The 19,335-nt window shown below is 66.0% G+C and carries 8 protein-coding genes and 1 tRNA gene; 2 read left to right on the forward strand and 7 right to left on the reverse strand.

Going from position 1 to position 19,335, the window contains the following annotated elements:
* Window positions 1-5: 5 nt before the first annotated feature.
* The 4 genes from ACFTSF_RS26315 to ACFTSF_RS26330 form a co-directional block, all read right to left on the reverse strand.
* On the reverse strand, window positions 6-1,001 hold the full coding sequence (locus ACFTSF_RS26315; protein WP_380156448.1) for an ArsR/SmtB family transcription factor: 996 nt from the start codon (window positions 999-1,001) through the stop codon (window positions 6-8).
* An 81-nt stretch (window positions 1,002-1,082) separates the two neighbouring features.
* Window positions 1,083-4,142 (reverse strand): BTAD domain-containing putative transcriptional regulator, encoded by a 3,060-nt coding sequence (locus ACFTSF_RS26320; protein WP_380156450.1) that lies wholly within the window; start codon window positions 4,140-4,142, stop codon window positions 1,083-1,085.
* A 248-nt stretch (window positions 4,143-4,390) separates the two neighbouring features.
* A complete protein-coding gene (locus tag ACFTSF_RS26325) occupies window positions 4,391-4,837 on the reverse strand; it encodes a ricin-type beta-trefoil lectin domain protein (RefSeq protein WP_380156882.1) in 447 nt (148 codons plus the stop codon).
* A gap of 151 nt (window positions 4,838-4,988) precedes the next feature.
* Window positions 4,989-11,033 (reverse strand): RHS repeat-associated core domain-containing protein, encoded by a 6,045-nt coding sequence (locus tag ACFTSF_RS26330; protein ID WP_380156452.1) that lies wholly within the window; start codon window positions 11,031-11,033, stop codon window positions 4,989-4,991.
* A 177-nt stretch (window positions 11,034-11,210) separates the two neighbouring features.
* Between ACFTSF_RS26330 and ACFTSF_RS26335 the strand changes: the two genes are divergently transcribed.
* Window positions 11,211-14,450: an RICIN domain-containing protein gene (locus tag ACFTSF_RS26335; RefSeq protein WP_380156454.1), complete on the forward strand. Its 3,240-nt coding sequence runs from the start codon at window positions 11,211-11,213 to the stop codon at window positions 14,448-14,450.
* 733 nt (window positions 14,451-15,183) lie between these two features.
* Here the strand turns inward: ACFTSF_RS26335 and ACFTSF_RS26340 are convergent.
* The 3 genes from ACFTSF_RS26340 to tenA all read right to left on the reverse strand — a co-directional run bounded on the left by ACFTSF_RS26340 (window position 15,184) and on the right by tenA (window position 17,534).
* Window positions 15,184-15,256: transfer RNA gene (locus tag ACFTSF_RS26340), tRNA-Lys, on the reverse strand.
* Between the two features lie 70 nt (window positions 15,257-15,326).
* Window positions 15,327-16,871, reverse strand: a complete 1,545-nt coding sequence (locus tag ACFTSF_RS26345) for a phytoene desaturase family protein (RefSeq protein ID WP_380156455.1) — start codon at window positions 16,869-16,871, stop codon at window positions 15,327-15,329.
* Between the two features lie 3 nt (window positions 16,872-16,874).
* Window positions 16,875-17,534, reverse strand: a complete 660-nt coding sequence (gene tenA, locus ACFTSF_RS26350; protein ID WP_380156457.1) for a thiaminase II — start codon at window positions 17,532-17,534, stop codon at window positions 16,875-16,877.
* Window positions 17,535-17,618: 84 nt separating this feature from the next.
* Between tenA and ACFTSF_RS26355 the strand changes: the two genes are divergently transcribed.
* On the forward strand, window positions 17,619-19,334 hold the full coding sequence (locus ACFTSF_RS26355) for an aminotransferase class V-fold PLP-dependent enzyme (protein ID WP_380156459.1): 1,716 nt from the start codon (window positions 17,619-17,621) through the stop codon (window positions 19,332-19,334).
* Window position 19,335 lies beyond the last annotated feature (1 nt).

A 19,335-nucleotide genomic window follows, 5' to 3' on the forward strand; every position in this document is an offset into this window, starting at 1 on the left:
TGCGGTCAACGGTCGGATCTGAGCAGAGAACGGCCCAGCGGGGTGACGGCGTGGCGGACGGATTGACCGGTTCGGGTGGTGGTTACGAGGCCGGCCTCGCGCAGGGTCTTTGTATGTTGGCTGATGGCGGCCGGGGTGACGTGTAGGCGGTGAGCCAGTTGGTTGGTGGACGCGGCGATGCCGACAGCGGCGAGCAGTTTGGCGCGGGTATGGCCGATCAGGTCGCCGAGGCCGGCGATGGTGTCAATGGTTGGGGTGATCGTGCCGATGCCGTCCCAGTCCCGGACAGCTGGGCAGACCAGGGTCGGTGGCTGGTCGCCGTCGATGAAGGTGAGGGGTCCGCCGAAGTTGAAGTACGCCGGGACGATCTGCAGGCCGCGACCGCCCAGTTCGAGATCCAGATCGTACGAGTAGTCCGCCTCGAGGACGGGCGCTTTCCAGCGGATCGACGGGTGCAGGCCGGCTAGTAGAACGTCGAGCCCGCCGCTCAGGAGGTCATGTGCGTAGCGGGCCCGGGCGGTCTCGACGTGTCGATGTACCTCGCCCCAGACCGGGCCTTGCAGTGCGATGGCCCGGTAGTCGCGCAGGAGTCGGACCACCCCGTCGGGTCGGCCTAGTTCGTGCAACCGGTGGGCCCAGCGTGGTGGCTGGTCGAGGCGGCGGTAGGTGCGGGTGAGATCGGCCCGCACAGCGGCGGCCGGCAGTGCCAGCATGGACTCGAAGTGAGCCTGTGCATCGAGCTCATCGACTGTGGGGGTCAGGAAGTCGGCGAAGTTGCCGGCGGCTGGGACCACGGCGCACGCGGACTGCAGCACCCTAGCATCGAGTGCGCGAGCGCGGCCCCGGGTCCCCACCGAGTCCCGCCAGCTCCAGTACTGCGGCGGCAAATCGTCTTGCTGGAGACAGTTGATACTCAGGACCAGTTCCCACAACGGGTGCGGCCCGCCCGCGATCCGCACTCTCCGAAGGTCCTCGCTCGTGAAGTAGATCCGCAGCACCATCGCTTCCCCCGTCCGTGATCGGCCGTTCTCCGCATGCTCACAGACCGACTTCCAGAAAAGTTCCAAGCGACTTCCAACTGCTTACGGTACGGCGCAGGTTTCGTCCAGGGTCGCGATTTCTGTGCGGAGGGCATCGGCCTCGGGGAGGTGCTGGTCGGCGTACAGAGCTAGTGCCTGGTGCCACTGGCGGTGGGCCACGTCGTGCCGGTCGAGTGTGTGGTTGGCTCGGGCGAGGCCGTGGTGGGCGGCGGCTTGCGTTCGGCGGTTGCCGGTGCGGAGGGCGTGGCGCAGTGCCAGCTCGTACTCTGTGGCGGCCGCGTCATGGTCGGCGACGGCGAGGTGGTGCTCGCCGAGACTGTTCCGGATGCTGCTCTCCAGTTCGCTGTCGCCGAGCTCGTTGCTGATGGCAAGCGCCTCCTTCTGATGCTGCAGCGACTCGTCGTACCGGCCGAGCCGGCAGAGCACCGAGCCGAGATTGCTGATGGCGTTCGCCTCGCTCCAGCGTTCGCCGAGTTCGCGGTGCAGTTCGAGGGCAGCCTGTTGGTGTTCGAGGGCCGCGGGATAATCGCTCAGTGCCTCGTACGTCTTGCCGAGCGCGCCAAGAGCATGGGCTTCACCGATCCGGTTCCCTGACTGACGGAACAGTTCCAGTGCCTCTCCGAGCCGATCGAGCGCCTCCGCGTTGCGTCCGGTCGCATGATCGAGCAGACCCAGGTTGATCAGCGCCATCGCGCGATGGGGAGGCCCGGCTGTCACCCGGAGGATCGCAAGACATTGCTCGAGATCGTCGCGCGCCAGCAGGTTCTCGCCGAGCATCATCCGAATCGTCCCGAGAGTGCCCAGGGTGGCTGCCTCGCCGGCTAGATCACCGCATCGACGACGCATCACGAGCGCGCGCTCGCCGTACGCGATAGCTACAGCGGTGTCTCCAGAACGTCGCCAAGCCCCGGCGAGGTTGTGCAGTGTCTCTCCCAGAGCCCATTCGCCACCCATTTGCTCGCACGCCTTCAATGCGGCTTCGTGGGTGCTGATCCAGTCCTGCTGGTAGCCACGAATGTAGAAGAACCGCCAGAGCGTCTGCGGGAACTGCCACACGCGATCGTTGCGGCCTCGCCGCCCTGCATCCGCCGTCAAGGCCAGCAGGGCAGGCCGCTCGGCTTCCAGCCACTCCATCGCCTGTTGATGGGTCTCGAAGACCGGTACGCCGATGGGCGGCGGCGCCGGGGGATTCGGCAGCTGGACCCGTCGCGGGTCGATCTGGTTCATGGCGGCGCCGGCCGCTGTCAGGTACCAGTCGGCTAGCCGGTCGCTTGCCGCATCGCGGTCGGCGGCTGAATCTTCCTGCTGTACCAGTTGCACGGCATAGGCCCGCAGGAGGTCGTGAAAGGTGTACCGGTCGGTGACCGGCTCCTCCACGAGATGTGCCGCGACCAACTGCCGCAACAGTCGGGTCGCCTCCACGACCGAGACGTCGGCGAGGGCGGCCGCGGCATACGGGCCCACCTCGGGCATCGGGATCAGGCCGAGCAGCCGGAACATGCGTTGCTGCGGCCCGGTCAGGCGGAGATACGAGTGGTCGAACTGCCGCCGTACGACGGCCTCGGGATCACCGTCGACGGCGAGGAGCCCGAGCTGATCCTCTGCGAGGCGGTCGACCGAGTCGGCGATGGTCGCGCCGATGCCGGCGGCCGCCAGGCGCAGCGCGAGCGGGAGGCGTGCGCAGAGTTCGATGAGCCTCGCGACGGCGGCCGACTCCGCTTCCACCCGCTCGGGGCCGAGCAGGCGGGCCAGTAGATCGAGCGACTCCTCGTCAGTCAGTACGCCGAGGTCGACCCGTCGCGCGCCGTTGAGCGCGACCAAGCCGGTCAGGGAATCTCGGCTGGTGATGAGGGCAAGACAGCCTGGTGAGCCTGGAAGCAGCGGGCGGACCTGGGAGACGGCGCTCACGTTGTCAAGCACGATCAGCAGCCGACGCCCGGCCAGCGCAGACCGGTACATGCCTGTCTTCGACTCCAGATCAGGCGGGACCTGGTCTCCCGGTACGCCGAGCGCGTGGAGCATCCATTCGAGTGCCTGGCCTGGTTCGATCGGGCGGCCGGTCGAGTAGCCCTGCAGATTGAGGTACAGCTGCCCATCGGCGAAACGGTCAGCCACGGAGTGCGCCCAGTGAACGGCCAGCGCGGTCTTCCCGACTCCCGCCGTACCGGTGATGGCACTGATCACGACCGCGGACACGCCGCTCTCCAGGGAGACAAGATTGTCGAGGTACTTCAAGGCATCCCGGCGACCGGTGAAATCCGGCACCGCAGCAGGCAACTGCGCCGGTACCAGGACCCCCGGCATCGCTGATGGCTTGGGGCGATCCGCTGTTGGTCGAGTTGCCGACAGAATCTGAGCTTGTAGTTCCTTGAGCCGCGGACCTGGTTCGACACCCAACTCTTCGCCGAGGAACCGGTAGACCCGCTGGAACGCGTCGAGTGCTTCGGCACGCCGCCCGCAGCCGTCCAACGCGAGCATCAGTTGCTCCCACCGATGTTCCCGCGTCGGCTGCGCGGTCACCGCCTCTTGCACCCGGCCGATCACCGCCGCGTGCTGCCCGAGTTCCAGCCGCAGATCGATCAGCTCCTCCTCGACCTGCCAGCGACTCTCCAGCAGCGGCGCCGCAGCCTCGTGCAGCATCGGGGACCCGAGGCCTTCGAACGGCACGCCTCGCCATAATCCCAAGGCCTCTTCGAACCGGGCCGCGGCTTCCTCACGGTCGCCCGCGTCCTCGGCCTGGCGCCCTGCAGCCACTAGATCCTCGAAAGTGAAACTGTCGAGCTCGGCCCGCTCGACACTCAGCCGATAGCGCCCCGACCCCCGCCCGATCCGCGCCGCTCCCGCCCGAGTCGGCGGCAGCACCAGCCCAAGACCCCACAGATAGGTCGACAAGTTGCCTGCCGCGGAACGGGGCGGATCTGTTTCCCACAAGAAGTCGATCAGGCGGTGTGAGCTGACCCAACGGTTGGCGAACAACAACAGGACGCCGAGCGCGGTGAGTTGCTTGCCGCCCCCGGCCTTGATCCGCCCACCATCCGCATCCTGAACCTCAAACGTCCCCAGCACGTTGAAGAGCAAGAACACCATCCCCTTCGCGTCCAACTCATGACGTTAGACCAACGGGGGAGCACGAACGGTTGCAGCTTTCCTGGAACGGATCTGGAAGGTTTGCTGCGACGGAAGGTGTTGTCGCCTGCCTGGGACGTGTGAAGCCTCGTAGTTCTCTTTGCGCGAGTCCGCGGAAGACGAGCCGCAGCACCTGAGGCTCCTCCTACAAGCACGACAGCGCCAGGGCGAGACACCTGCTGGTCTCGCCCTGGCGCCGCTTGATGCCTGGGTGGGATTCTGAGTCAGACCCTTCGCCAGAGTTGGTACAGACTTCCAGGATCACATTCGACCAATAGCAGGTCGCGCGGTCCGCTGATTCGCAGGCATCGGGCCCACTGCGGGTTGCGGATCAATCCACGCGACAGGTTTACCTCCCAGTCTTGATCTGGCTCGGCCGAATTGCACGTATGCCCATAAACTTCGTACTGGAACACATCTAGGCAGGATCCGTTCCGGACGTTCCTGATCCGGTACTTTCCGTTAGGAATCGGATCCAACACCCAGAATCTATATGCGTCATTCTGGCAATTTCCCATGTAGGCTTTGTCGTTACGGCTGTAGTTCACGAGGCAGAGGCTGCTGTAGAGGTTCTGGATCCGGAAGGATGACGCTGCAGGTTCAGGTGTCGCCACAGCCCGGGTGGTGGCCGCCGGTGCGGCCAGAGTCGTCGCAAGAACTGCGCCAATCATCGCGAGGTGAGCGAGGATCCGTCTTGGCGAGTTGGTGTACACGGATGCTTCCCTTCGGTAAGGAATGTCAGCAGCAGGGCTTCTTGATCATCGTCACGCCAATCACTGGTTTCGGACACCGCTATTAAGGCAGAACTAAACAGTCATCAGGTCAGTCCAGTGGTCCGCCGCCGTAGCGGCGGAGAATGTCCAGGAGCCTGAAGATGATGTAGCCGATCTTCTGTCCGTCGTTTGGTACATCTCCCGGGGTTGGTTGCCACGGCTCCCGCACCGGATCGGCTTTCTCGCCCTTCCATGTGGACGGGTCGCGTTTGGGGAGCTGCTTGTACTCGTCGGGCAGGCGTTGCTGCTTGGGGAGTTTGGTTGCGGGTTCGCGCAGGAAGGTGTCGCTCTCCGGTGCCTCGTGCTTGCCCTGGTAGTCGCCGTCCGGTTTGCGGTGCCTTCCGGGTTTCGGCTGATTCCGGTGCTGTGGTGGCCGACGGAACTGCTTCGGCGGCTTCTTCGGGTTGACGCGTGGTGGCTTCGGGGTCTTCGGCGCGGAGGTGCGAGCCTTGCTGGCCGGCCGGGTGACCTTCTTGGCGATCCACTTGACCACCCGCTGGGTGATCTTCTTCCACATCGTCACTTGCTGCTTGACCCAGGTGACGACAGTGTCGACCACCTTGTTCCACAAGCCTTTGACGCCGTCCCAGAAATCCTTCACCTCGTCCCTGGCCTGTGGAACGAAGATGTAGGCAAGGACTGCGACGACGACGACCACGATGGCGATCGCCATCACCAACTGACCGACCGTCATGGCAACCGCGACGCCGGCGATCACCACGGCGAACCGGCCGTCGGCGTCGTTGAAGCTGGTCGGGTTGTTCTGTGCGTAGCTGTACCCGTTCAGCTGCTGCGGGTCTTGGTAGTCCGGCACCGGGTCGACTGAAACGAACTTGCCGATCCTCGGGTCGTATTCGCGAGCGCCGAGGTGGACCAGCCCGGTGGACGGATCACCGGTACCGCCGACGAAGTCCTTCTGTCCCGGCCAGGCCGTCGGCTGTGGGCCGCGGGCATTGCCGTACGGATCGGTACGCCGCCGCTGTACCTGCTGGGTCGTGGCATCGACGGTGAGTTTCGGCGTCCCCTGGAGATCGGTGCCCACCCAGCTGACCTTGGCGCCGGTCCGTACCGACACGAGCTTGTCGCCATGGCTGTAGTACCTGGTTCCGGTCAGGGTGCCGTCCGGATGCATCAGTACTTCGGTCTTCCCCAGATACAGCGTCGTTCCCGAGGAGTCGCGGCGAATGATGCGGTTGCCTTCGGCGTCGTACAGGAAGGACGTCGTGGCGCTGTCCTTCACGACCTTCTCCAAGTGACCCTCCGCATCCCAGCTGAAGGTGTCGCCGTTGCGTTGCTTCAGGTTGCCGGACCGGTCGTAGCTGTACTCGTCGACCGCAGTGCCGGTCGGTCCGGTCGTGCTGACGTTCCGGACTGCATGGGGCTGGCCGTCTCCGGGCGCCGGGTACGTATAGGAGCTGGTCGATGTACCGGCTGGTGATGTCCGCGTCTCGGTCTTGCGGTTCCCTGTCTTGTCGAAGGTCCACGAGTGCCAGTACGGCGCAGGGCCGCCCAGTGCCGACTGAGCGGGCGCTGCGGCGCAGTCACCGGCGCCAGGTGTCCACGCGTCGGTCAGTCGCCGGAGGCTGTCGTACTTGAAGCACTGCGTGTCGGTCTGCTCGCCGGGCTGTGTGGCCGTGTCGGTGATCTTGGTGACGTTGCCACTCGGGTCGTAGCCATAGCTCGTATCGGCCACCCGTCGAGGCAGTGTCTGGCGCTCGGTGACGACTCGGGTGAGCCGTCGAGTGCCGATCTCGTACTCGTAGTTGTTCTGGACCCACTTGCCGCCTGTCTGGGCCAGCGTCACCACGGACTGCTCGCCGTACGGCGTGTATTCGGTATCGCTGACGTAGGTGCTGGTGTCGCTGGCCAGCGTGGTGGGCCGGCTGTCGGCGTTGTAGCCGTACCGGAGGATCTCGGCCGGCAGGTCGGCAATGCCAGGCAGTGATTCGGCCGACGGCGTCCCGTCCGGGTTGTAGGTCGTCTCAGTCGTATAGGTCCCACCGAGCGCCCCTTCGGACGCAGGAATTGTGACCTGCGCGCCCTTAGGGCGACCTGCGGTGTCGTATCCGGTGATACGAGTTGTGTAGGCGTCGTCGCCGACGTAGCGCGTCGCGGAGGTCGGAGAACCTTTGGCCAGCGTGTCGTAGACCCACTCCGCGCGCTTCGGACCTGTCACAGAGCCGTCCCGGACGGAGGTTCTCCGGCCGAGCTCGTCGTAGCTGAAGGCGAGCGTCGTACCTGTTGCATCAGTCGACGAGACGATCTGATCCAGGTCGTTGTAGGCGTACGTCGTGATCCCCTTGTCGGGATCGTCATCCTTGACCTTGCGGCCCCTGACGTCATAGGTGAAGCGCCAGACGTTGTCGGCCGGATCGGTGACGGAGGCGAGCCGACCGCCTGCCGTGTAGGTGTATCGCGTGCGGTCGAATTCGCCGTCTCCCATGTCTTGGCGGAGTTCGGTCAGTTGGCCTTCGCTGTTGAAGATCTTGGTTTTCGGCTGATCACCAGCAGGCGGCGTGGTGGTGTAGTGATCGGCCTGAGCGCTGTACGCCGTGCGCCACTTCTCTTGGCCCTCGGACCGGAAGATCTGCGCTGTCGGCTGCTCGGAGGCGTCGTACTGCGTGATCGTCTGCCCCGGCAGCGACGCTTCGTTCGGAAGCAGGACAGCCGTCCCGGGTGGCGCGTCGTTGTAGTACGGACCGTTCTGCTTGATCTCCAGCCCACGGGAATCGTAGATGTGGTCGGTCACCATGCGGCCGCCGCCAGGCGCCGGTTCCTGTGATTGACGCGGCCGCATCAGCCCGTCCGTGAGGTCGTAGCTGGTCTCGAAGCTGCCGTCTGCCTGGAGCTCCTTGGTGGCGACCACTCCGGGAGCGTCGGGCCGGATCTGGTAGGTGTACTCGGTGTTGGGGGTGTCGATGCCCTTCTTCCGGCCTGGCTCCCACACCTTGGTCGTGCGGCCGAGCGGGTCGTAGGCGACATCGGTACGGCGCCCGTCCGGGCCGGTGATCGTGGTCTCCTCGTTCCATGCCGGTTCGAACTCGGTGACGGTCTGATGCCCGTTGGCCCGAGTGACCACCGTTTTGGTGACCGGCCCGGCCGTCGCCGGTGTGAACTCGGTCCGGGTCGGCCGACCGAGGGCGTCGGTGGTGCTTGTCGGACGACCGAGAGCGTCGTACGCGGCGGTGAAGACGGTCTGGTAGGTCGCTTGCCCGGCGGCGTCGAAGCCCGCAAGCCGCTCGCCCTTGGTCACGTCCCCCTTGGTCGCGGTGCCGACGGTCGAACTGTTGTCGTAGTAGAGCCGCTCGTCGTTGACCACGTCGTCCTTGGTCCACGGCTGATCGCAGCCGACCGACACTGACTGGACGCGGGCCTGTAGCTCGGACACACCAGTGCTCGAGTTGCCGGCGTACTGGAATCGGGTGCACTGGTCGTCCGCTGCGGTACTGACGTCGTTGAGATCGCTGGTCTGCAGCAGGGTTCCGTCGGCAGCATAAGTGTTCGTTGTGGCGGTCTTGCGGAGTCCGCCGGTGACCGCCTGGTCCTGGCGCAGGCCACCTTGTTCGGTCGCGAAGGATCGCGTGGTCCCCCAAGGGCGGGTTCGGGTGGAGGTCGCCGATGATGACCAATGATCGGTGATCACTCGATCGATCACCGCAGTACCGTCGTACTTGGTGACCTCACGCGGTCGACCGGCAAACTGCTCGGAGTCTGCGACCGCGGCTCCGGTGGAGTCGGTGACCTGGACCGATTTCGTTCCGCCGTTGGCGAGTTTGTCACCGTTCATGCCGCGAAAGTAGCGGTTCTCGACGACGGACTTCGGGCCGCTTGCGGAGCCTTTGGTGACGCGGACACGGTCGTAGCCGCGCCATTGGGACCAGGTCTTGCGCCCGATCTCGACCAGGCCGTCTTCTTCGTCGTGATGCCAGGCCGGCGGTGAGAGGTATTCGACGTGGGTGACGACCGGCTCCAGACCGCTGATGAGGTCGCTTTCGGTGACATCGGTGACGACGTACTTGTTGAACCAGTCTTGCCGCTCGGCCTGCCCTTCCGGGGTCCACTTGACCGGATGGCATCGCTTGCCATTGGTGTCCGGAGCCGGCACGTTGCCGGGCAGGCTGCAGTCCTTGCCGGAGTAGGCGATGGCCAACTCGCCACCGGTGCCGTAGTGGATGGCGGAGACGCGCCACCAGTTCAGCGGCGGGATGCCGTCGACACCGTCGACGCGGTTGGCCAGTTGGATGCCGTCGAAGTTCACCTCCGGCGCGGCGACCGCGCCTCCGACCAGACCAGTGTTGGTGATCCCTTCCAGCCACATGCCGGGGCGTGTCCCGTCACCGGGGGCGGGGAAGGTGTGTCGCAGTGTCCACGATTCGACGTCGCCGAACGTCGTACCTCGCCAAACCTGGGTAGTGACCTTGGCCAGGCGTTTCTTGGTCCAGAACGATGGGCTGTAGTGGTTCTTGCAGTTGGTTGTGCTGGCGCAGGCGAGGTCGAGTGGGGTGTCCGGATACGAGGTGCATTGCGTGTCGCTGCACCTTTCCGCGGTGCTGAAAAGGGCTCGGGCAGTGGCCGGCGTCGTGTAGACCTGGCCATCGCGCTGGCCGTACTCGATCCGCGCGATGTTGCCGCCCCGGGTGTATTCGCTGACGGTGGTGTCGGTCTGGTTGCGCGAGTAGTGATCCTGCTCGCGGTCGTAGAAGAGGCTCATGGTGTTGCCGTGTGGATCCACCACGTAATCGAGGTTCCAGCGGTAGGCCTGGTTGCAGTACGACGCCGCGAAGTCGGCCAAGTGGCAGGGCTCGCCCGCGTGGTTGCCGAAGACCGGGACGGTCCACGCCGAGCCGGTGTTCTGCGTCTCGTTCTGCCAGCCCGGAAGGTGGTTCAGGCCGAAATAGTACTGCGTGCCGTCCTTACTGGTGATCCGCCAGTACTCGCCGTCGTTGTCGCCATTGGCTGCCTTGTTCAGCCGTTCGACCTTGGAACCGTCGTCGGAGCGGGCGTGCCAGACCTTCGTCTGGTCGTCCTGAACGAGCTCACCACCCTTGCCGTTCAACGTGTACGTCGCGTTGTCGGTCGCCCAGCAGAGGTCGCCGACCGTCTTCTTGCCGTTGTTCCCGGTCTGCTCGGACTTGGCCGCACAGGACGCGTACCGGCGCTCGATCGAGCCGCCCGGTGTCAGGTCGAAGCCCTCCCCGGCCCAGGACGGCTGGTTGTTGGTGGCGGTCGTTCGGCCATCGACGCTGCCCGAGGAGTAGGCGACTGTCAGGTCGAGCCTCGGACCGGCTGTACCAGGCGGCAGCGTCATCGGATAGGACCAGGTGAAGTCGCCGGCTGAGCCGCCGACGCTCCAGGTGGCGGTGGGAGCCAGGGATGAGGCCGTGAAGTCGCCGGAAGTGCCGGCCGGGCCGGCTTGGACGAAGTACTCCGTGGTGGAGGCGTCGGCGCCGACGTCGGCGGTCAGGAAACCGCTGCCGGTGTTAGTGGTGGGGATGGGTTTACACACGACAGCACAACTGGTGACTCGGAGCCGGCTGGACCAGTCCCCGCCGAAGGTGTCGCGGAAGGCGCTGTAGTCGAGTTGAAGATTGACTGTGCCGGGCTGCCTGAGCCCGTCGGCGCGCGCCAGCCGTAGTACGAGGCCGTTGTCCTTGCGGCCGACCAGCTCGACCTTGACCTTGGCCGGTGTGGTGCCCGGGGCTTTGGATTGCTTGTGGGCAGGGGCGATGGCGATCGGCAACGCCCCGGCCTTGGCCGGCGTGATCAGGCTGGCCGGTTTGGGTTGGCTGGGTTGCCGGGCTGACGGTGTCCTGCTGTCGGCCAGCGGTACGGCGACCTCCGCCGTGCCGGGGCTCGGCCAGGTGACCGCGGTGGCGCGGGGGCGGGCGGCGGCTTCGGCCGGGTCCGGTTTGCCAGGTGAGAAGGTGGCGTTGACGCCGGGGACGGACTTTTCCTTCCGCGGTGTGAAGGGTTTGCTGTCGGGCGGTCGCTGCGCGGCGGCCTCGGCGGCCGGGCCGTGCAGGCCGATGATCAGGGCGGAGCCGACCAGGATCCCGAGTGATCGGTACCAGGTACGGCGGTGTCGTTGTCGCATGCGGTGTAACCCCTCCCCAGGGATGTGGACTCATCGAGGTCCGCCCTTTGTCGCAGTGGTTCTGGCGCGCGTCGAGAGCCTTTTAGCCGTGGCTAAAGAGCCGTTGAGCGCCTTGGACGAGCGTGGTGTGCTCCGTGCGTCACGAACCGTGACGATCGCGGACCTGTGGGGGTGGACATGCTGAATGCACGCAGATGGTTGATTCTGTTACTCGGGTTGCTGGTCGCATTGCCAGTGACACTGCAGCCACGGATTCCGGTGGCCACGGCCGCTCCGTTGGCGGCCCAGGCGACGGGGTTGTCGTACACGGGGACGGCGTATCGCTGGACGCATGTGAATCAGATGGCGCCGAATCAGTCGTACTGGAACTACGACCGTGCCGAGGGTGCGAAGGTCGGGTTTTCGTGGGACCGTGAGGTCCGGTACCGGTCGTTCTTCCAGTTGCCGACCGGTCCGATCGGCGGCGCGCGGATCATCAGCGCGACGTTCTCGATCATCCTGGATCACAGCCCGACCTCGACGTCGACGCCGGTCAACCTGTACGAGACCGGGCCGATCGATCCGGCCGTTCCGTTGACCTGGAACAACCAGGGCGCCCTTCCGTGGAAGGGTTTTCTCGACAGCGCGAGCGGCCACGCCTGGACGGCTGGTGGTGAGCCGAACATGGGGATGGAGTTCGCCAGCTCGAACCTGACGGCGATGGTTCAGCGGGCCGCGAACAACAAGACCGGGTTCGTCACCGTTGGTCTGCAGGCGCCGGATGAGGGCAATGTCAACCAGTGGAAGAAGTTCGTGCCTGGCAGCGCGAAGATCACCATCGTCTACAACCATGCGCCGGTGATGCCGACGCAGCTGAACTTCACCCGGCCGCTGCCGTGTGGCTCGGCGGCCGATCCGACGCCGATCGGTACGACGCAGCCGCAGTTCTCCGCGGTGGCCACTGATCCGAACGGGCAGAACCTGACCTCCCAGTTGCAGTTGCACAAGGCGGACGGCACGCTGGTCCATGCCGTGACCTCGAGTACGACGACATCGGGGGCGGCGTTCGCCTGGCCGGTGATCCCGGATGGCAAGCTGATCGACGGTCAGGTGTACTCGTACTCGGCGAACAGCTCCGACGGACTCGACAACGGGCCGTGGACCGGGCGGTGCTCTTTCCGCATCGACACCAGCCGGCCGCAGACTCCGAGCATCGAGTCCGCCGACTTTCCCGACGGCGAACCGAAGATCGACGTCGGGAAGACCGGGCGGATCACCCTTCGGCCGGCTGCCGGTGACGCCGGGGTCGCCGAGTACGCCTACGGCTTCCAGCAGGACAAGACCACGATGCGGGTGAAGGCTGGGCCGGACGGTACGGCGGTGATCCCGGTAACCGTTTGGCCGGGGACTGGAGGGGTTCCGACCAAACGGTTGTACGTCCGCGCAGTCGATGCCGCAGGCAACATCAGCCCGGCCGGACCGGCGTACGGGTTGTCGGCCAACGAGCCCACCGAGCCGAAGCCGGTGCCGCATGTTCGCGGCGATGTGAATGGCGATGGGCGGGCGGATGTTTCGCTGGTCCTCGACCACGGGTTCGGCCGGACCTCGGTCTGGAACGTGGACGCCAAGGAGGATGGTTTCGAGACCGGCTTCGTTGGATGGGACAGCGGCAACAACGGCGGCTTTCCGCTGTTCCGCAGCCGAGCGGCGCAGGGAGACTTCGACGGTGACGGACGGACCGATGCCGCGCTGTTCCGGGAGGAAGCCGGGCGGCGGAACTCGCTGTATCTGCTGAAGTCCGACGGTAACCGTTACGACAGCGCGGCGACTCCGGTCTGGAGCAGCGGCACCTCGAGCTGGGCGCTGTCGACCGCACGGGTGCTTGCCGGTGACGTCGACGGCGACAAGAAGTCCGATATCGTCGTGCAGCGCAACCTCGGTGCCGGCCGCTGGGAGACGCTGGTGTTCCGCGGCGGCGACTTGGGCAACCCTGTCAGCTGGCTGGACACGCCGGGGGAGTGGGCGGGCAGTGCGCCCGTGTTGACCGACATCGACGGGGACAGCAAGGCTGATCTGGTCGACCAGCGCAACTTGGGCGGCTGTCACACGGTCACGTCCTGGTTCCGCTCGACCGGTACGGCGTTCGCGGCGACACCGGCCGTACTGGCGGACAACACGTCGTACTGCTGGGAACGCTCTCGCCCGGAGGTGGCAGACGTCGACGGCGACGGTAAGGACGACTTGGTTGCGCTGTACGACTATGGCTCGAAGGACACTGGTCTGTGGGTGTTCAAGAACACCGGTACGGCGCTCAGCCCGGCACTGTGGTGGCGCAAGGCCGGGACGTTCGACCCGGCAGACACGGCACTAGCCACCGGTGACTACGACCTGGACGGCAAGGACGATGTAGCTCTCGTGGCATCGTCGGGCACGCGTGGAACCGGTCGCCAGGTGTGGAGCCTCGCATCGACCGGTACGACGTACTCGGCACCCGTTCTCGGCTGGGATGAGGCCGCGGTCGGTGCCGCGACCAACCCGGGCTTCGACATCGAGAATCGGACCTACGAGATCGTCGCGCGCCACAGCGGCAAGTGCCTGGAACTGCCGGCCGCGAATGTCGACGATCGCGCGCTGCACCAGCAATGGGACTGCCAGAACACGCTGCACCAGCGCTTCCGGCTGAATCGGGTCGCCGGGACTGACCGGTTCGAGGTTCGGCCGGCTCACGCGCCATCCAAGTGTCTGGGGGTCGATGCCGCTTCGACTGCTGACCACGCACGAATGATGCAATGGTCGTGTGTGGGCGCAGCCAATCAGCAACTGACGCTCGACTACGTCGAGGGCAGCTCCTACGACACCGTCGTACAGCTCCGTTTCGGGCACAGCAGCAAATGCGCAGAGGTGATCGGGGCCTCGCAGGCAAACGGCGCCCGACTCGAGCAACTGCCCTGCTCGGCCGCGGCAAGCCAGCAATGGATCATCCGAGCAGCCCTGAACACGCCACAGCTCGACCGGCAGTACAAGATCCGGTCCGAGGTGAACGTCGGCCGCGTCATCGACATCGAGAACTGCAACACCGCCGATGGTGCCAACGTGCGGATCTGGGACTACTCAGCCGCACTGCCTTGCCAGAAGTGGCAGTTCGAGAGCCTGGGCGACGACGCCTACCGGATCCTCGACAGCAACTCCGGGAAGCCACTGAACGCCGCCGCCTGCGGGTCGACGCTCGGAACGGTCGTCGACATCGCCACGGCCAACGACCAGGCCTGCCAGACCTGGCGCGTCGAGCCCAGTGCCAACGGCACCTACAGCATCATCTCCACAGTCAGCGGTCTCGCCGTCGACATCCCGCAAAGTAACCCCAACCGAGGCGCCGAGGTCCACCTGTGGCAATACCTCGGCACCAGCAACCAACGCTGGTACCTCGACCGCCCGTAGCTCTTCGGAGGCCTACGACCTCGGCTGTCGGCGAGGCTCATCGTGCCGGAGATGATGGCGCGGCCGGTTTTGGCGGTTGAGGTGCCGGATCGGTCGCTGATGGTGGTGATGACTTTGTCGAGTCTCTGGGTGGTGGCTTCGCCGGTGCGGAGTTTGGCGATGGCGGGGCGGATGTGGTTGTGGATGACGCGTTCGTAGGTGTCGTAGGAGGTGGGGGAGCGTTTGCCGAGCTCGACGAGTTTCTTGAACTTCTTCTCCCATAGATCGATCAGGTGGCTGATCTTGTGCATCGCCGTGAGCTCACCCGCGTGAGCTGACCTTGCACGGTCTTGGAGCTTCTTGAGGACGGCTGCTTCGGCGGCGGTCTCAGTCTTGTCGTAGGCGCTGACAGGACGGAGATGGCCGTCGGGGTCGCGATACCGCGCCTGGGCGTGTGCTTGACCGGCTTGCCCTTGGCGTCGGTCTCGGTGACTCAGGTGGAGATCGCTCCCCAGGATCCGATGGGTGTCGGTGGTCTCGCCATCTCGGGCCTCCAACCGGGGTGATGGTTGGAACCTCAACGGCCGTCTGGGAGAAGATCCGGGAGACCGGCAACGACGAGCGTCGATGTGACATGACGCACAGTTACGATCAGATCGGGGGCGTCGATCGGCAATCTGGTGCGTTTGTGGTGTGTTGGAGACACACGAAGGCCCGGTGCACATTGCGATGTGTGCCCGGGCCTGCATGTTTGTGCGCCGCCAGGGACTCGAACCCCGAACCCGCTGATTAAGAGTCAGCTGCTCTGCCAATTGAGCTAGCGGCGCATGTTCTTTTGTGGTCTTGCTTGCGAACGAAGAGGAGCTTAGCAGGGGATTTGGGGAGATGCGAAATCGGTTAGCGGGTCAGGATCGTCATGGCTGCGTTGTGGCCGCCGAGGCCGGAGACGGCGCCGCCGCGGCGGGCGCCGGAGCCGCAGATGAGGAGGTTGGCGGTGTCGGTTTCGGTGCCCCAGCGGCCGATGGTGGTGTCGTCGGTGGACCAGGGCCATTGGAGGTCGCCGTGGAAGATGTGGCCGCCGGGCATGCCGACGGATTCCTCGATGTCGTACGGCGTTTTGGCCTCGATGCAGGGGTTGCCGTCGGCGTCGTGGGCGATGCAGTCGGCGAGGGGTTCGGCGAGGTAGGACTCGAGGCCGGCCAGGGTACGACGGGTGGCTTCGGCGCGGGCCGATTCGTTGTCGGAGGCAAACAAACGGGCGGGGAAGTGGACGCCGAAGACGGTCAGGGTGTGGTGGCCGGAGGCAATCAGGTCGGGGGAGAGGATGGACGGGTCGGTCAGGGAGTGGCAGTAGACCTCTGAGGGCGGTACGGCGGGGAGGGTGCCGCCGGCTGCGGAGCGGTAGGCGGTTTCGAGTTGGGTGTAGTCCTCGTCGATGTGGAACGTGCCGGCGAAGGCGCGGGTGGGGTCGTCGCCGGACCGCAGGGCGGGGAGGCGGGAGAGCAGCAGGTTGATCTTGAGCTGCGAACCTTCGGGCTTCACCGAGACCTCACGGCCACGCAGAGTGTCCAGGGTTGCCGGGGCGACGTTGGCGAGTACGTAGGAGCAGTCGACCGAGCGTTCTCCGTCGCCGCCGAGCCAGGTGACTGAGCCGCGTACGCCGTCGACCTCGACCGATGTCACGGAGGCGTTGGTGATGAGGGAGGCGCCGGCTCGGCGGGCTGCGGCGGCCAGGGCGTCGGTGACGGCGCCCATGCCGCCTACGGGTACGCGCCACTCGCCGGTGCCGTTGCCGATCAGGTGGTAGAGGAAGCAGCGGTTCTGGATCAGAGACGGGTCGTGTAGCCCGGCGAAGGTGCCGATGACGGAGTCGGTTGCGACTACGCCGCGGACGGTGTCGTCGGTGAAGCGGCGTTCGACGGACTCACCGAAGGGGCGCTCGATCAGTTCGTCCCAGAGCGCCGGGTCGACGCGGGAGCGCAAAGCAGAAGCGGACTGGAGAGGTTCGAGCAGGGTCGGCGCTATGGCTTCGGCCAGTGTGCCGACCGCACCGTAGAAGGCGGTCCACGCGTCGTACTCGGCGTCGCTGCCAGTGAGCCGCGCGAACGACTCCCGGGTCGCCGCACCCTCCGGGCGCTCCACCATGAGGCCGACGTCGCGACCGGAACGACGTACAGGCGTGTATGACGCCACTGCGCGCGAGCGGAGTTCCAGGGACAGGCCCAGGTCGGCCACGATCTTGTCGGGGAGCAGGCTGACCAGGTACGAGTAGCGCGACAGGCGTGCGTCGACGCCGGGGAACACCTGCTGGCTGACCGCTGCGCCGCCGGTGTGGGGCTGCTGCTCGAGGACGAGCGTGGACATGCCGGCCTGGGCCAGGTAGGTGGCGGCGACGAGGCCGTTGTGCCCGCCACCGACGATCACGACGTCGTAGAAGTCCATTGTTCAGACCGGCCAATCCAGCTTGGTGTACGCGGCGTCCCAGAACATCCATTCGTAGCGACACGTGGTCGCGAAGTGCTGGTGACAACGTTCCCGCTCCGACGCTCCGACGTCCAGTACGTCGGTCACCGCCAGCACGGACTCGACCACCGCATCGAACTCGTCCGAACCGTACGTCTCGATCCACTGCCGGTAGACCGGGTCCGGCGACGACCGCTTCAGCAGCTCGCGCCCGACGTCCCGGTAGATCCAGTAGCAGGGCAGTACGGCGGCCACGGCCTCGGCGTACGTCCCGGTGGCGCAGACTGCGGTCAGGTAGGACATGTACGCCGTGGTGGTCGGCTTGGAGCCAGCCGCCTCGACATCTGCCGTGGTGAGCCCCAAGTCGGTCAGCAGTGTGCTGTGGAGCTCCCGCTCGACCGCAATGGCGTTGGCAGCGTGCAGCGCGAACATGCTGACCGCGTCCTCGTCGGTCGCCCGCCCCGCAACCAGACTGAGCGCCCGCGAGTACGCACGCAGGTAGTGACTGTCCTGGACGATGAAGTAGCGGAACGCATCGTGGTCGAGCGTCCCGTCCGTCAGCCCGGTGATGAACGGATGCCGCACGATCTCGTCGTACACATCGGCCCCGCCGCGAGCCCACAACTCACCGGAAAACGTCATGGCCCCGACCTTATCCACAGGAGCCCAGGACGGCACCTGGAGAAGTGTTACCGGACTAGCCGCTCGCGGATCTACGCTGGCCCCATGACCATCCAGGGGGAACGCGTGGAGGCGCCGCCGGAGTCGCCGTTGTTGCGGCGGATCCGCGCTTCGGTGATCGGTGACGACCAGGTGATGCCGGGGCCGTACGGGCCGCGGCGGGTGACGTATGCCGACTACACCGCGTCGGGGCGGGCGTTGACGTTCCTCGAGGACTTCATTCGGGAGGAGGTCCTGCCGCGGTACGCGAACACGCACACCGAGTCGAGCGGGACCGGCTTGCAGACGACTCGGTTACGCGAGGACGCGCGGCGGATCATCCACGAGAGCGTGGGTGGCGACGACGAGACTGCGTTGATCTTCTGTGGGTCCGGAGCGACCGGGGCGATCGACAAACTCGTTGGTGTGCTGGGGTTGCGGGTGCCGGCACAGCTGGACGACGAGCATCATCTGAGCGAGCAGATCCCGGCTGAGCAGCGCCCGGTGGTCTTCATCGGGCCGTATGAGCACCACTCGAACGAGTTGCCCTGGCGGGAGTCGATCGCCGATGTGGTGACGATCAGCCAGGACGCCGACGGGCACATCGACATCCCGCAGCTGGAAGCGCGCCTGATCGAGTACGCCGATCGTCCGCTGAAGATCGGGTCGTTCTCGGCCGCGAGTAACGTCACCGGGATCGTCAGCAACACCCACCGTGTCTCCGCGCTACTGCATCGCCACGGTGCGTTGTCGTTCTGGGACTGCGCCGCCGCCGCGCCGTACGTCGAGATCGACATGTACGGCGGTCGCGACGCGGACCCGTTGTCGTACAAGGACGCGATCTTCCTCAGCCCGCACAAGCTGATCGGCGGTCCCGGAACCCCGGGCGTGCTGGTCGCCCGGCGAGAACTCCTGCGGAACCGGGTGCCCGACGTACCGGGTGGTGGCACGGTCGCGTTCGTGAACCCGACCGCGCACCGCTACCTGGACGACCCGGTCCATCGCGAGGAGGGCGGGACGCCGGACATCATCGGGTCGATCCGGGCCGGGCTGGCGTTCCAGCTGAAGCAGGCGGTCGGGATCGACGTGATCCGGGCGCACGAGGACTCGTACCTGCGGCGCGCGGTCGAGGCGTGGCGCAGCGAACCGAATATCGAGATCCTCGGCAACCTGGACTCCGAGCGGCTCTCGATCGTGTCGTTCGTGGTCAAGGCGCCGTCCGGTCGCTACCTGCACCACAACTACGTGGTCGCGTTGCTGAACGACCTGTTCGGTATCCAGTCCCGTGGCGGCTGTTCGTGCGCCGGACCGTACGGGCATTCGCTGCTGGGCATCGACCTGGCGCGCTCGGCCGAGTTCGCCGAGGAGATCATGCACGGCTGCGAGGGCATCAAGCCCGGCTGGGTGCGGGTCAACTTCAACTACTTCATCTCCGAGCCCGTCTTCGAGTACGTCGTGGAGGCGGTCAAGCTGGTTGCCGAGGGCGGCGCGCGGTTGCTCGGGGACTACCGTTTCGACCCGGCGACCGGCCTGTGGCGGCACCACCGTGGACCGGTGGAACCGCCGATGCGCCTGTCCGCGGTCGGGTACGACGCCGACGGCAAACTGCGGTATCCGCGGCACGACCACACCGCCCCCGAGTCGGCGCTCCAGGACTACCTGGCCGAGGCCCGCGAACTGCTCTCGACCTGCCAGGACCGCAACGCCGACACCGAAGGCACCGTCAACACCGACTTCGACCACCTACGCTGGTTCGACCTACCGTCCCGCTGCCTGACCTGAG

This window comes from Kribbella sp. NPDC056951 (assembly GCF_042674205.1).
Lineage (GTDB): Bacteria > Actinomycetota > Actinomycetes > Propionibacteriales > Kribbellaceae > Kribbella > Kribbella yunnanensis.

Excerpts from the sequence above, each read along its gene's own strand:
- ACFTSF_RS26315 (WP_380156448.1), bottom strand. The coding sequence starts at position 1,001 with ATGGTGCTGCGGATCTACTTCACGAGCGAGGACCTTCGGAGAGTGCGG.
- ACFTSF_RS26325 (WP_380156882.1), bottom strand. The coding sequence starts at position 4,837 with ATGATTGGCGCAGTTCTTGCGACGACTCTGGCCGCACCGGCGGCCACC.
- ACFTSF_RS26330 (WP_380156452.1), bottom strand. The coding sequence starts at position 11,033 with ATGCGACAACGACACCGCCGTACCTGGTACCGATCACTCGGGATCCTG.
- ACFTSF_RS26335 (WP_380156454.1), top strand. The coding sequence starts at position 11,211 with ATGCTGAATGCACGCAGATGGTTGATTCTGTTACTCGGGTTGCTGGTC.
- ACFTSF_RS26345 (WP_380156455.1), bottom strand. The coding sequence starts at position 16,871 with ATGGACTTCTACGACGTCGTGATCGTCGGTGGCGGGCACAACGGCCTC.
- tenA (WP_380156457.1), bottom strand. The coding sequence starts at position 17,534 with ATGACGTTTTCCGGTGAGTTGTGGGCTCGCGGCGGGGCCGATGTGTAC.
- ACFTSF_RS26355 (WP_380156459.1), top strand. The coding sequence starts at position 17,619 with ATGACCATCCAGGGGGAACGCGTGGAGGCGCCGCCGGAGTCGCCGTTG.